We start from the raw sequence: 14,231 nt of genomic DNA, 5'->3' as shown, positions 1-14,231 counted from the left end.
CAAATATTTCTCCAGAGGTTTACTCCAACAGGCCTGTACCATCCAGTATATCAATCACATCAATAATGGTGCCATTCCCCTCAAGCACTCGAATAATCTTATGGCCTATTCGACGATGCTCCTCTCCCGCGATGTGGTCTAACCGTCGCTCCAGCTCATAGGGTAAGGCCTCTGAACGGCGATACAGATCTTGATCTAGAACTTCGCCTGCAATAACTTTTTCCTGCCAACCGGGAGGCAGTTTTCCTCCTCTAGCAAGTTTTTTCTGCAACCCCGGCGGCAGTGACTTCGGCTTATGCTTGCCCTTTCCTTTAGTCTCATATGAATAGTCATCACCAAGATAATACTGGCGAATATTACGCTGCTCATTATCATCAAAACGGTGAGACGCTTTACCCTGTTGATCGGACTCTTTGTATCCTTGATGATTATCTGCAGCGGATTGCTCAGCGCCGTTGCCAGCCCATTCCGGTTTTTTAGCCAGCACCGATAGCGGGGCTAACAACAATGCACTCGCCAACCATAAAGTTATCATTTGATTTCGCATTTTATTTTGCCTAATTCGATGCCACATTAACTCACCCGTTACCGGTTAATCCGCGTTATTTTTGAGCCTTCAATACTCAAGTTATACATCAGCCCTTTATTAGAAAATATAAAACCAATAATCGGCTGCTGTACGGTATTCGAGTCGATGGTGCCGCCCGCACCGAGTGTTGCCAAGGCGACACTACCATCGACCCCGGCTTCCCAACCATCACTGTTGCGAAATTTAGTCAGCGCTGCTTGAGTCATAAAAAGCAACACCTGTGATTTTATCTGTGCACCTAACTGAAAACCGATAGACGCCGCAGCTACATTGTAATATCCCGCGGTTTTACCGCCGATGCGCAAAGCCCCTTCACCATACTCACCACCAATACCAATACCCGCCTTGATAACATCAGGAAAGACTAATACTCCCACCGCCTTACGGCTCAACGCTTTACCTGCAGCGCTATGCTGATAAAGCGCCTGCAGTGCCTGATCAACCTTAGCATCAATCTCTTGAGCTGATGCGGCGTTGGCATTCAGTGGCATCAATAACAGCAAGGAAGCGGTCAGAAAAGCGATTACAGATTTCATCGTGGTTCTCCAATGTGACTGTCTATTTAGGCTATCCATTCGGACTATCACACAAGGTACACATAACCCTATGACGATAAAATGCCTACTGAAAGTATGAGTGACAAACCCCGTAGCAGCAACCTAACCCAGCCTAACCACACCTTACCCTAGTAATACGAAGACAATAGTGCTGCGGCGATTAATAAAATCGCCGATCAATATCGCTGTGTGAGTGGCCGTAAAACATCTTCCAGCCCATTGAGCTTCACCTCATAGAGGATCTGCAACAAAATACCAATCTCGCCCTCAGGAAAGCCCTTACCGGCAAACCACACGAGATAAGGCTCCGGCAGTTCTAGCAAGAGTCGGCCTTTGTATTTACCAAATGGCATCGGCATATTCGCCAATTTTTGTAACCTTTCGGGGGTAATCTCCATAGTGGCCTCATATTGAATCGATGGACCGTTTACACGGCTCAAGCCATGCACTATACATCAAAACGCAGTGCTATTAATGGCAAAACGACCTTACTGGCACGATAGGCCCATGCCTAGAAAAATTGCTTTTTCAGCCGATCGAAGCGAGGATAGCAAGCATCATCAACGGCAGCCAATATTGCCATCACCGCCACCGAATCACGAGAGAACCTGAGATGTCACCAAGCCTTTCCGCTATCACGGTTTACCCAATCAAATCCACCGCGCCGATTAGCCTAAGCCGCAGCGCAGTAACCGTAACGGGACTGGCCTTCGACCGACAATTTGTCCTGTGTAATGAGCAGGGCAAGTTCCTCACCGCCCGCAGCCATCCGCAACTCTTGGCAATTAAAACAGCCTTGCTACAAGAAGGATTGCTTATCACGGCACCAGACATGGCGCCACTGCATCTTGAGTTCAGCGCCCTAGGGCAACAATACGATGAGATCGCCGTTTGGAAGGATACTATCCATGCCCAATATTGCGGCTTGGCCGCTCAACAATGGTTTGAAAGCTATCTACAACAACCTTGTAAGTTGTATCGCTTTGGCCCGCAATCTGACCGCCCCGTGAGTGACCATTCAGAGCATCAAGTTGCCTTTGCCGACGGTTACCCGCTGTTACTCATCTCGAAAGCGTCCCTGAGTGATCTAAACCAACGCTGCCAAAACGCCATATTGATAGAACAGATGCGCCCCAACTTAGTGGTCGACAACTGCGTAGCTTATGCGGAAGATCGTTGGAAACGGATCCGTATTGGTAGCGTTGAATTTGCCGTTGTGAAACCTTGTGGGCGCTGCATCCTCACCACCACAGACCCAACCACATTGACTCGCAATCCAGAACGGGAGCCCCTTAGTGTATTAAAGAAATACCGTAAAGGAAGCGATGGTGAGGCTCACTTCGGTCAAAACCTAATCGCCCTCAACAGTGGTATCGTTAACTTAAATGACCCTGTAGAGATACTCGAAACAGGAGAACCGGAACACTATCCAAGCGAGCCGTTAAAGGATTGACCATCCAACGCAGCTAACAGATCAGCATCAATCATGGTGCCGGTAAGTGCTAATTGTTGTAGCTGTTGCGCGGCCTTCTCTGCGCCCTGCTGCTGCAATGCCATACCCGCATCAGAGACGCCTCGCAACATCACCGCCGCATAGGTGCCACTGACTTTATCCCGATGGTGGCCTAGCCGCTGTAACTGCAACCCAAAACGCTGCCAGAAACAACACAGTGCCGGGGTGGCTCCAAAGCTAGCCCCCAACCAATCGATATCAACAACCCCTTGCTCGACAACATGCAACAGCTGGCTGCCGATGCCTCGCCGCTGCAGCTGAGGGTGCACCGCGATGCGCATGACGCGAAGTCCTCGACAATCGGCCGCTGCGGGGATTTGACAATGAGCGAGCAAGGTCTGAGGAATCAACTGCCCCTTAGGCCGGCGAGTGCCGTTAATAATCGCATTAGCCAATTCAGTCTCGATCGGGCCTTCATAGGCCAGCAACACCGCCGCAACCAACTGCTCTTCACCCGCCTGCTCAATAAAGCCGGCCCAGATTTCAATATTAGGACTATCTAATAAGATCCTCAGATCGCCAGGTGTGGTTCGGTAGTGCGCCAAAATCAACAAGCCAAATAGCTGTTTTAGTTGGCGAGTATCAGCCACTAACACATCCCGATCGAGTTTTCTAAAACACAGCGCTAAATGCTTAGCCGCCGTCATATCAGCGGGTTCTGCATCCAGCATCAATGCTTGATAACTAAATCGCTCCAGCGGATCGCCCTCAGCCCAACGTACCGGCTGACGCAAACATAACAGCTGCCGCTGGGGTACTTGGCGATCAAGGTAGGGCATAAAGCGCACGGCAAACCCCTGCCCGGTGCCCTCATAGCCATGCAGGGTCGATGCAAACACAACCCGGGGATAGGCTAATAAACTGAGTAATACCGGCGCAGGTATCGCAGCCGCCTCATCCACCAGCAACAGGTCAGCTTCTGGGCGGCACTGTAATAATTGATCCGGTAGGAAAAAACGCAACCGACTTTGCCCCACTCGCCAACAGTCCCTTTCGCACTGCAACGATCCCTCGGTAAAAGACCGCTGTAGCTGTAGCACAACCGCCTGTATCGCGCTTCGGGAAGGCGCCGTTAACAAGATGTCTAACACTGACCCGGTATCAGTCACTGCTTGGCGATAACGCTGTTGCATCAAGCGGGCGGCAAGAAGCCCCAATGCAGCACTCTTTCCCCGCCCCCGATCAGCGGTGATAACCGTGACCGCACGTGATTGATTGAGAATATCTTCACCGTGTTCAACCGCGGCTTGCTGATCGAGGGTTTTAAAGGGTGCAAGCTCTGCTTCTAAAGCGATCGCAGGTACCGGTAACAACCGATGCGAATCTCCCGGTAACAGCCGCCGAGGATCGGGCTTACCCTGCTCAAAATGAAGTAGCTCGCTATCGGCAGCGATAGTATTTTGCAGATGTAGAATAAAACGCCGCCCCACATCCGCCGCCGTAAAAGGTGGCACGGCAATATGGCGATATTCGGGATCATCAAAACGCAACCACTGGTCAGTGGGAGGGGTGATCAAAATAAACACTCCGCCAGCGACTAAAGTCCCTACCACCTGACCAAAACCATTCGGATTAAAGCCACTCCAACTATCAAACACAATGCCTTGGCACTCTCGCCCTAGCAGTTGATGCGCCTGTTTAGCACTCACGAGTTGCAGCATGGCCGGTGGTTTTAAACCTTCCGGCTCGCCCACCCACAGCCAGCCCGGTGCCTGATCGTCGGATTCAGTTTGCTGCAGGGGCGGATACGAAAAACCATCCATCTGCGCCTGACACCAAGCTTGTGTACCACTTAACACCACCAACTGCCGGTGCGATCGGCGACCCGCACTCGCCAGTACCCCTTTAAGGTCATTCAAAATTGATCCCTGAGCGCCCACACTACTACCTTTAACTGCGTCAATTATTGAATTTTACACGCTCCTTGCTGTCAGGGTATAAGTTATAGGGAATAAAACGTTAGGGAGATGACATCAGCGATCATGGCTATTAACACGAGAATCTTATCCGCACTCAGCAAATCTGCTCGGGAGCTAAGCGATGCGCGCTGATTTGTGCCTAGTGATAGACCAAGGCAGCCACTACTGCCGGGCGATGGTTTATGACCGTCAGGGAATCCGTCTAAGCTTTGGCAAGGTAACGGTTAAAACCCAACTCACACCGCCAAATCGAGCAGAACAACAACCCGAGGCGGTTCTTATATCCCTGAAGCAGGCCTCCCTCGAAGCGGTCAGCAAACTCACCCGCGATCAACGCCGCCATCTAAGAAGCGCAGCCCTAATATCCCAACGGGCTAGCATGCTCTGCTGGGATGCGGATAACGGTAAGCCGCTCACGCCCATTATCAGTTGGCAGGATCAACGTGGTCGCCCCTACATCGAAGCGTTGATGCCGCTGGCAAGCATGATTCGGCAACTCACAGGGCTTTATCCCAATGCCCACCTACCCGCCGCAAAGCTACGCTGGTGTATGGAGCATATGACCGCCAATAACCCCAAGCACCGCATCCGAGGAGGGCCTCTCTCCGGCTGGCTGATTAAGCAGCTATTACATGAACAACCAGATCTGATCGATGGTGTAACCGCAGCTAGAACCATGCTGTATTCGCTCAAAGATCGTAATTGGCATCCTGAACTGGTCGAGCTATTCGAGCTACCAAGCTCACTCTTGCCAAAAGTACAATACAGCCAATCTCATTTCGGCACCCTAAAGATACCCGGTTTAAACCTACCGCTGGACTTTGTTGGCAGCGATCAGGCCGCCGCACTATTTGCCTTTGGCGAGCCCTCACAGGACAACCTCTATATTCATCTAGGCAACGGCGGCTTTATGAATAGAGCCTTGACGGAACGCGGGCTTCACCCTCAAGAACGAGTGCTTCACCACCTAATTCTCGCAGCTAAACAGCCACTCTATAGCGCCGAAGCCACTATCAACGGAGCAGCCAATGCGCTCGATTGGGCTTTCAATCACTGTCGCCCCGAATCACAAAATATTGATGAATGGGCGGCCGATTACACCGATCCGCCTTTGTTTATGAATATGGTTGGTGGAGTTGGCTCACCCTATTGGCAACCTTTAGAACGTTCATGCTGGATCAATGAATCAGACGATCCGAAAGCACAGATGGTCGCGGTGATGGAGAGCATTGCTTTCCTAGTCTATCGTAACCTCAAAGCGATGTCTGCGCTGCCTCCAGCCAAGCAGATCATCATCGATGGCCAAGCCAGCCAATTTAACTCACTCTGCCAACGGGTGGCTGACCTCAGTGGCTTAACCGTATTACGCTACGATCAACATGATATTACCGCCTTAGGGGCTGCTTGGCAGACACTGCCCAATAGCGTCAGACAGATCGAAGCGGATAGTACTTTTGAGCCGCAAGAAAACCCCGTTCTTGAACAGCGTTACCTTGTTTGGCTGAACACCTTTAATGACTACCTAAAGACGTTTAATGAACAAGAAGATTAACCAGTCAATTTCTCTGCGGCCTCAAATAGCACAACATTAGTGATACAAAAAAGCCTGCATGATGCAGGCTTTTCAACACATTGAGATCACCTAATCACACCCTAGGTAAAGATAACGGGCACCTCTGTCGAATCATCCGTATGGGCACGCACCTGTCCGCCACCGCATTGAATCGCCTCGGCTAAGGCCGACTCCGTATGTGCCAAAATAGTCTCCGCAGTCAACAGCGCCGAAGGCTGTAAGGTACTACTACCAATACTGATGCTTAGCCGCTGCCCTGCCAACGCACTATTCTGAACATTCTGACAAAGCCGTTCAGCCAGTAGTGGAGACTGTTCATTTGTTGAGGGAAGTAATAGTGCAAAGCGATAGGGATCGATTCGGGCAACTTGATCCCCCGGACGCGCAATTGCCTCTTTAAGTACATCGGCAACGCAGCCCACCTGCTGGTCATCGATATCCCCCCTCTCTGGCTTATCAATAGCCACCAGCATCAGCGTCAACGGATTAAAGTCACGCACTGCGCGACGGCACTCAGTCGACAAAACTTCACTAAAATGACGACCATTGATCAAACCGGTTAGCTCATCAATAATCATGACTGCCGCCAGTTTTTCATGACTTTGTTTTAAAGCACTCTCTTTATCGGCAATAATTTTATCGTAACGCCGCGTCCGCGCCTTCATATTTAGCAACATGCCGAGCGTGATAAAGGTAAGTCCGGCGGCCATCAATGCAATGAACAGTGGCAAAAAGGTTTGATGGCTGTCGATAATGGGTTCAGCCAACTGATAAAACTCACCCTCAGTTAACTCCACTTGTGGCCCATAAACAGACCACAACGCATCAATGTCCGTTGCTTCACTGGCCCGGACGCTATCGACCTCATCAACCCGGTGTTCAATCGCAAGCCGAACCGCTTGCACAGACACCCGTTTTTCATAGGCGCGCACGCCGAGATACAGCACAGCAAACACTATTATTGAAACCACCAGAATGACAATGGTCTGAAGCCGATCACGGCGTTCAGTCTGCCTGGTATCTATCACCGTTTATTTCCTTAAATCACACCCATGTTGATGTTTAGTAGATACTTTTTTATAGAGCGATGCAAATACCTACTGCCCATAACGTTTATGGGGCTGATTCAAGTAAGCTAACTCTTCCGGTGTTGATGAACGCTCAAGGATTTTATTGCGATAAGGGAAGCGACCAAAACGTACAATCAGATCACGATGTTCATGGGCAAAATCAAGGGCATTATCAATATGGTGCCGATATTCACGAGGGGTCGTGCAAAGCAACCCTTCTAACTGAGCAACACAGAGGTTCTGGGCGCTAATATCTTCTGCATGCTCCAACGGCATCAGAAAGAACAGTTTTTCACTGCCTTCCAAGGCGGCATCGTGCCCCTTCGCTAAGCCCTCACGGCACAGTTGTTCAGCGCGACTATCGCCGGAAAACGCATCGGCAGAGCCACGATAGATACTGCGGGTAAACTGATCGAGTAAAATAATCAACGCTAAACGTCCTCGAGGCTGTCCAGCCCAATCATCTAGCTGCCCCCAAAGAGCCTGACGAACCTGATGACCAAACAACTCTTCCAGTTGTCGGTCCACGGCCTCATCACCAAACCACCACAACGACTTTCGATTCGTGACAGGAAACCCCTGTCGCAATTCACCAAACCAGAATTGTAAAATTTCTTCGATCTGCTCTGTCATCTCACTATCCGCTTGTTACTACTCAGCTAAAGACGATACCTCTAATGTGTGACCCATGATTGAAGGCGATATTTCCTTATACCCACACCCATTTAAACATCCCGAAAGAGCCCCTCGTATGCCATCATTGATAGCCAGCACACCACGTTATATCTTAACCAGTATAGAAGAGATGCGTAAACTCTGTGAGAGTCATCATCACGACAGCGATTGGCCCGTTTGGTAATTTAACTTTTATCTAGTGGAAATCTGTTTTAGTCTGAACCTTAATAACATAAATCACTCTTTATAATGTGAGTACGGTCGAGTCATAATATCTAACGGGGGAAAGATGCGGAACTTACTGATTTTAGTCATATTGGCCGTGGCAGGGTTTGCCGGTTATCTGTTCCTCAACCAATCGCAACAAAGCCCGATAGTGCAACCAAAGATACAACAGGATGAGCTATCCAAAATGGCCGCTCAACGCCATATAGAGAGTCTGACCGCCAAACCTGATCAGGTTATCGAAATTGGTAAAGCCAATAATTTTGTCACCCAAGATCAGCTGCTGAAACTACCGACCACACAAACGGCAACGGCCGGTACACAAGCGGTCGGCGACGGCAATGCCATCACCTTCGGGGTACAACTCGACACCATCGGTAACACCCCACAGCATCAAAACGCCATTATATTAGCCAGTCAATTACCGATGGCCGACCAGATCAGGCTCAAAGAACTGCTGAATAACCCCGATAATACCGCCGACACACTGTTTTATATTCACGGCGTCAATGCGGCCGATAAACAGGGATTGTGGGGCATTATACAGCAAGGGTTGATTGACACTTTCAGCAGTGGCATTCAGTTAGAAAAACAAAAAATTAGTGCGGAGATTCCCCTAGAAGCCGATGAACGACTGGCCAACCGTAACAGTTCATTTCTCGGCACCATCCTCGATGGCAAGGTCAAAGACACCTATGTCTACAATTATCATAAAGGCGTGCTCGGCCAAAACCCCGATCTAATTACCCCGGGGCAAGAACTGATTATCGTCACCTTCAGTCAGGATGAACTGATTGAAATCTACCAGCACTTTAGCCAGCAACAGTGACAGGAAATATATATGATTGACCTCTATACGTGGGGCACGCCCAATGGCCGCAAAGTGTCCATTATGCTGGAAGCCACCGGACTACCCTACATGGTTCATCCCATCAATATTCTCGCGGATGATCAGTTTAAACCGGAATTCCTTAGTATCAGCCCAAATAATAAAATACCGGCAATCACCGACGAAGAAGGTCCCAGTGGGCAACGGGTACAACTCTTTGAGAGTGGCGCCATTCTGATCTATTTGGCGGAAAAAACCGGTAATTTCATCCCCAGCGATCCAATGAAGCGGATCGAATGCCTGCAATGGCTGATGTGGCAAATGGGCGGATTCGGCCCGATTTTAGGCCAATCTCACCACTTTAACCGTTTTGCGAAAGAATCTGTGCCCTACGCTAAAAAACGCTATAAAGATGAAACTCTACGACTTTGGGGTGTGCTGGATAAGCAGTTAACGGGCCGCACCTTTATCCTCGATCAAGACCTCAGTATCGCCGACTTCGCAATCTACCCTTGGGCCTGTCGCTATGAATGGCAAGAAGTCTCTTTAGATGACTTCCCCAATGTGAAAGCCTGGATGGAACGGATGGGCAATATCGAATTCGTACAGCGCGGCATGGCAATTCCTTAAGCCATCCGGCGGTTTCAGCATAAGGTCCCTATAACGCCTATTCAAGTGGGCGTTATAGATAAGCAAACACTAAGATAAGCACTTAACACGCCAACCCAAATCTGCGCAGTTGTCGAGGAAGCAGTTCATCTAACAAGGTTAAGTCACTGGCCTGAAATTCGATAACGTCCAAATCATGAGCCTCATAGAGCGTCTTCTTACGCATTTTCTCAGCGAGATAAGCCGGATCATGTTCACTGCCCCAAAATTCGATATACAAATGAATCTGCGGTAAATAAAAATCCGCTCGCGCCTCCTCTGCAACCGGCAACAGCTTATAGCAAGCATGGGGAATACCAGATAGATACAACCAGTTGTCGATCTTCACTTCCGCCTCTGAACGCAACAGATGGCCGTCCATAGCGTAACAGCCGGCAACCTTTTGCTGTGCTGGAGCCTGCTTAAATTGGTCGAGTGAACGTTTAAATAACGGGTTATCCGTAAGTTTTTTCGGCCAACTGACATAGGGGATTGCGGTATTAGCATCCTCTTTCTGCACCCCACCTTGGGCTGTACCGAAATCAGTTATTTGCCAGCCTTTCAACCAGGGTTTTATCCAGCCAAGTTCTGCCAGTAACTGGTTAATTTTTGCTGCCGCCAAACCGGTTTTTAAACCTAAGCCCTTCGCACTGGTGAATTGATCTTCAGGGTTAACCAATGCCCGATGGCCAATGACACTCTCTGGCCACACAATATAACGACCATAGCGTTCACTATCGCGATAGCTGCCCTGTTCAAATTCACCTTTGGCCGTCAGTTGCCATTGATTGTCTACCCGCTTGATCCAGCCCAGCGCTTCCAGCTCGGCAAACATTTGTCGACTCTGTTTAGTCAGCGCCTTAGCCAGTGCTGTAGTTGATATTTTCTGATGCTCGTTGGTCATAGACTCAGTTCCGCTGATATAGGCCGACGTTTAACCTGTGGCTCTTAAAATCCCACACTATAAACCCCAAGGTCAATCACTGCCTCAATGCCGCCAACACAATTTGTTTCGCATCGATCACCACGGTTACTTTTTGTCCCACCTGCCACTCATTAGCCGACTCAACGTTGACCACTGCACACAACTCGATGCTCCCTATGGCGAGGATAACTTCCGCTTCGTGGTCACTACCCGAAACCCGGACAATGGTGGCGGATAAATGATTAGCCGCTGCACTCACCGATGGCCGTTGAAGACAAATAGCCGGCGCTTTAATCAGCACCAGTACCTCGCCAAAGGGGTGTAGATCTAAACGTAGCCGGCTGCGATGGGTTACTTCGGCGACTAACGTCACACTCGCTTCACCGGCCTGCACATCAATAGAGACCCGATCATTAACCTGATCCGAAACAATCCGTGAGACTCGCCCCAACAGTTGGTTGCGAGCGCTGTTCTGGGCCGAAAACAGGGAAACGGCCCCTAGCAGGCTATCTAACGGGACCGTCTCATCCTGCAGAGCCTGCAAGGCACGGTTCTGAATATCACTGAGCATCTGATACAACTTAACTAACCGTTCGCCAAAGGGAGTTAGCTTTGCTCCGCCGCCCCCTTTGCCGCCAACTGCTAGGGTTAATACCGGTTGTGCCGCTCGAGTATTCATATCGTTCACCGCATCCCAAGCGGCTTTATAGCTCATCTCAGCTCGCTTTGCGCCACCACTCAAAGAGCCCGATTCAACAATACAGGCCAACAAATGCATCCGCCGTGGGTTAGCATACGGATGCTCTGCCAAGGAGAGAGTCAGTTGTGCGGTTAAATCCATCAATAGCCACTCCGATATCAGTATAAATTGACGCTATATAAATTATTATATAACGTATCGCTATACAGTTGAGTATATAACGAAATACAGATCAGTCCGTCTAACGACCCTTCACTGTATTATCGCCTCAAGCCTTTGACCACCTGCTGGACACACCATGTACCGATTTTTACTGCTGCTCTGTATTTTCACTGCCCCATTATCGTTACAAGCACGCCCTCTAACACTGTTTGCCGCGTCATCAATGACCAATGCTATTGATGAGATTTGCAGCCTCTACCAAGCCCGCTATCAGCAACCGGTAGTCAGATCCTTTGCCTCATCATCCTCACTCGCCCGACAGATCGCCGCTGGTGCTCCAGCCGATATTTTCATATCGGCAAACACTCGCTGGATGAATTTTTTGGCCGAACAAGACGCCATTCAAGCGACAACGTTAAAGCCCCTTTTAAAAAACCAGTTAGTATTAATTCGTAGCCACTACACAAAGGAACAGCACGTCAGTCTAGCAACGCTTGCCGAACAGCTAGGCACCGAACGACTGGCGATCGCGAACCCTGATCATGTGCCCGCGGGTATCTATGCCCGTCAAGCCTTGCAGCATACCGGCCAATGGCCATCACTCGTATCACGCTTAGCGCTAGGACAGAATGTTCGCTCCACGCTGTTATTGGTGGAACGAGGGGAAGCCCCCTACGGTATTGTTTACAACACCGACGCACAGCAAAGTGACAAAGTCAGCATTATCGAACAGATCCCTGACAATTTGTATGATGCTATTATTTACCCTGCCGCACTGACCTCACAGCACTTGACTGAAGCCAAGCAACTCTATCAATTGCTCTTTTCGAGGGAGGCTCGCGACATCTTCAACCGCTACGGGTTTCAACCTTTAACATCGGAGCCAAGTGATGCTCAGTGAGTATGAGGTCAGCGCACTACTGCTCAGTCTCAAGGTCTCTCTCAGTGCCGTCGCATTCAGCCTACCACTGGCAATATTGGTGGCCTGGGTATTGGCCCGTAAGCACTTCCCCGGTAAACAACTACTCGATAGCTTAGTACATCTACCTCTAGTGTTACCCCCCGTCGTCATCGGTTATTTATTGCTGATCAGCATGGGTCGGCAAGGAGTCATTGGCAGTCGCTTATATGACTGGTTTGGGGTTTCATTCAGTTTCAGTTGGCAAGGTGCAGCGCTGGCGGCGGCAATTGTGGCTTTTCCGTTGATGGTCAGAGCCATCCGTCTGTCACTGCAATCCGTCGATATTAAACTTGAACAGGCCGCCCGCACCCTAGGCGCCTCGCCGCTTAAAGTATTTATGACGATCACCCTGCCCCTAACGATCCCCGGTCTACTAGCAGGCACGCTATTGGCATTTGCCAGAAGTTTGGGGGAGTTTGGCGCAACCATCACCTTTGTGTCGAATATTCCAGGGGAAACCCGCACCTTGCCGCTGGCAATGTTTAGTTTTATTGAAACCCCCGGTGCGGAAGCGGAAGCTGCCCGTCTCTGCCTCATTTCAGTTATCGTCGCCCTTCTTGCACTACTGGTCTCCGAGTGGCTAACCCGCTTAGCACAAAAGAGGTTGGCATTATGACCTTGCAAATCAGGCTCAAAAAGCAATTAGGCAACCTGTGCATCGACACCGATCTTAATCTGCAGGAAAGCGGCATTACCGCACTGTTTGGCCGCTCGGGCGCGGGTAAAACCTCGATTATCAATCTAATCGCAGGGCTGCAAACACCGGATACAGGGAAAATAGTAATTGGCGAGCGGGTCGTGTTTGATGCCGAACAAAACATCAACCTAGCACCGGAAAAACGCCAGATCGGCTATGTTTTTCAAGGCTCACGGCTCTTTCCCCACTATACGGTCAGCGGCAACTTGCGCTATGGGCAACGGAGCAAAGCCTCTCAACAGCTAACGCTCATCGCCGAGCTGCTGGGCATCGAACACCTGTTACACCGTTATCCCGCAGCACTATCCGGCGGCGAGCAACAGCGCGTAGCCATTGGTCGGGCATTACTGAGCAATCCCGCGATGTTATTGATGGATGAGCCCCTAGCCTCATTAGACGAGCCCCGCAAAAAGGAGTTGTTGCCCTATATCGAACAGCTCGTCAAAGAGGTCAATATTCCGATCATCTATGTCAGCCATAACCTGGATGAACTGCTACGACTAGCCGATCAGATGGTCTTGCTCGATCAAGGAAAAGTTGTTCATTGCGGTGCGGTTGCCGATATCTGGAACTCCGATGCGATGCTGCCTTGGCAACCGGACCAAGATATCAGCGTCATTCTGGAAGCCCGCATACAGGAACATAGCAGTCGTTATTCGATGAGCTGCCTTGATCTCGGTAATCATCAAGCCCTGTGGACCCCCTTTATCGACGCCCCCGAGTCCAGCCGGGTACGCATGCGCATCCATGCCCGAGACATATCACTGGTTCGCAAGCCGCCCGAACAGAGTAGCATCCGTAATATCTTGCCGGTGACGATCATCAGCATGACACCACAGGACCGCTCTGCGTGCTTAGTTACACTGCAGGCCGGAGAACATAGACTGAAGGCTTCGATCACCCGCTGGGCCGCCGAAGAGCTAGGCATACAGCTCGGCGAGCAACTATTTGCCCAAATCAAAGGCGGCAGTATCTCCCGTAATGATCGAACTAGCCGCTAACGGCAATGACCTTAACGATTCTTTTACCCTCAACCGACACCAACAAACCCCTCTATTTCAGGCCCCGAAATGGGGACTAGTCGCGCGATTTCAACCCTTACGAATGGCAATTTAAGCAACTAAAACCACGCCAAATCAATTAACACAGAATGGTTATTTTTTTATGACATATTCGCTTGCAAAATAT

General features: G+C 50.0%; 15 protein-coding genes. 7 read left to right on the top strand and 8 right to left on the bottom strand.

The features are described 5' to 3' along the window. Positions 1-19: 19 nt before the first annotated feature. The 3 genes from ACN0T0_RS00685 to ACN0T0_RS00675 all read right to left on the bottom strand — a co-directional run bounded on the left by ACN0T0_RS00685 (position 20) and on the right by ACN0T0_RS00675 (position 1,544). Positions 20-547 carry a hypothetical protein gene (locus tag ACN0T0_RS00685; RefSeq protein WP_417222058.1) on the bottom strand — a complete coding sequence of 176 codons (528 nt, stop codon included), beginning with the start codon at positions 545-547 and terminating at the stop codon, positions 20-22. Positions 548-585: 38 nt separating this feature from the next. Then, positions 586-1,125, bottom strand: coding sequence for a YSC84-related protein (locus tag ACN0T0_RS00680; protein WP_417222056.1), 540 nt, complete (start codon positions 1,123-1,125; stop codon positions 586-588). 197 nt (positions 1,126-1,322) lie between these two features. After that, entirely contained in the window at positions 1,323-1,544 is a 222-nt protein-coding gene (locus ACN0T0_RS00675; protein WP_126157980.1) for a DUF3820 family protein, read from the bottom strand. A 215-nt stretch (positions 1,545-1,759) separates the two neighbouring features. Here ACN0T0_RS00675 and ACN0T0_RS00670 point away from each other — a divergent pair, with 215 nt between their 5' ends. Continuing rightward, entirely contained in the window at positions 1,760-2,599 is an 840-nt protein-coding gene (locus ACN0T0_RS00670) for an MOSC domain-containing protein (protein ID WP_417222053.1), read from the top strand. On the opposite strand, the gene ACN0T0_RS00665 is transcribed toward ACN0T0_RS00670, so the two are convergent. Further along, positions 2,572-4,518: a tRNA(Met) cytidine acetyltransferase TmcA gene (locus ACN0T0_RS00665; protein ID WP_417222051.1), complete on the bottom strand. Its 1,947-nt coding sequence runs from the start codon at positions 4,516-4,518 to the stop codon at positions 2,572-2,574. The two genes, ACN0T0_RS00670 and ACN0T0_RS00665, sit on opposite strands and share 28 nt — an antisense overlap. A gap of 181 nt (positions 4,519-4,699) precedes the next feature. On the opposite strand from ACN0T0_RS00665, the gene ACN0T0_RS00660 reads away from it, so the two are divergent. Continuing rightward, the gene (locus tag ACN0T0_RS00660) at positions 4,700-6,130 is read left to right on the top strand and encodes an FGGY family carbohydrate kinase (RefSeq protein WP_417222048.1); all 1,431 of its coding nucleotides are present in this window, start codon (positions 4,700-4,702) and stop codon (positions 6,128-6,130) included. 101 nt (positions 6,131-6,231) lie between these two features. On the opposite strand, the gene ACN0T0_RS00655 is transcribed toward ACN0T0_RS00660, so the two are convergent. Further along, positions 6,232-7,179 carry a GGDEF domain-containing protein gene (locus ACN0T0_RS00655; RefSeq protein WP_417222046.1) on the bottom strand — a complete coding sequence of 316 codons (948 nt, stop codon included), beginning with the start codon at positions 7,177-7,179 and terminating at the stop codon, positions 6,232-6,234. 69 nt (positions 7,180-7,248) lie between these two features. Then, the gene (locus ACN0T0_RS00650) at positions 7,249-7,854 is read right to left on the bottom strand and encodes a DUF924 family protein (protein ID WP_417222044.1); all 606 of its coding nucleotides are present in this window, start codon (positions 7,852-7,854) and stop codon (positions 7,249-7,251) included. 331 nt (positions 7,855-8,185) lie between these two features. Here ACN0T0_RS00650 and ACN0T0_RS00645 point away from each other — a divergent pair, with 331 nt between their 5' ends. Then, positions 8,186-8,950, top strand: coding sequence for a hypothetical protein (locus ACN0T0_RS00645; RefSeq protein ID WP_417222041.1), 765 nt, complete (start codon positions 8,186-8,188; stop codon positions 8,948-8,950). Between the two features lie 12 nt (positions 8,951-8,962). Further along, entirely contained in the window at positions 8,963-9,580 is a 618-nt protein-coding gene (locus ACN0T0_RS00640) for a glutathione S-transferase family protein (protein ID WP_417222039.1), read from the top strand. A gap of 82 nt (positions 9,581-9,662) precedes the next feature. Here ACN0T0_RS00640 and ACN0T0_RS00635 read toward each other — a convergent pair whose 3' ends face one another. After that, positions 9,663-10,502: a hypothetical protein gene (locus ACN0T0_RS00635; RefSeq protein WP_417222037.1), complete on the bottom strand. Its 840-nt coding sequence runs from the start codon at positions 10,500-10,502 to the stop codon at positions 9,663-9,665. A 76-nt stretch (positions 10,503-10,578) separates the two neighbouring features. Then, positions 10,579-11,364: a TOBE domain-containing protein gene (locus ACN0T0_RS00630; protein WP_417222034.1), complete on the bottom strand. Its 786-nt coding sequence runs from the start codon at positions 11,362-11,364 to the stop codon at positions 10,579-10,581. Positions 11,365-11,521: 157 nt separating this feature from the next. Between ACN0T0_RS00630 and modA the strand changes: the two genes are divergently transcribed. Genes modA through modC form a run of 3 tightly spaced genes read left to right on the top strand, consistent with a single transcriptional unit; the run spans position 11,522 to position 14,044 of the window. Next, a complete protein-coding gene (gene modA, locus ACN0T0_RS00625) occupies positions 11,522-12,286 on the top strand; it encodes a molybdate ABC transporter substrate-binding protein (protein WP_417222032.1) in 765 nt (254 codons plus the stop codon). Further along, entirely contained in the window at positions 12,276-12,962 is a 687-nt protein-coding gene (gene modB, locus ACN0T0_RS00620) for a molybdate ABC transporter permease subunit (protein ID WP_417222030.1), read from the top strand. Before modA ends, modB begins: the two co-directional genes overlap by 11 nt. Further along, positions 12,959-14,044: a molybdenum ABC transporter ATP-binding protein ModC gene (gene modC, locus ACN0T0_RS00615; protein ID WP_417222027.1), complete on the top strand. Its 1,086-nt coding sequence runs from the start codon at positions 12,959-12,961 to the stop codon at positions 14,042-14,044. Before modB ends, modC begins: the two co-directional genes overlap by 4 nt. Positions 14,045-14,231 lie beyond the last annotated feature (187 nt).

The organism is Amphritea sp. (assembly GCF_048266285.1).
Taxonomy (GTDB): domain Bacteria; phylum Pseudomonadota; class Gammaproteobacteria; order Pseudomonadales; family Balneatricaceae; genus Amphritea.
The sequence above is the reverse complement of the archived record's forward strand: the minus strand, read 5'-3'. Positions and strand labels throughout refer to the sequence as shown.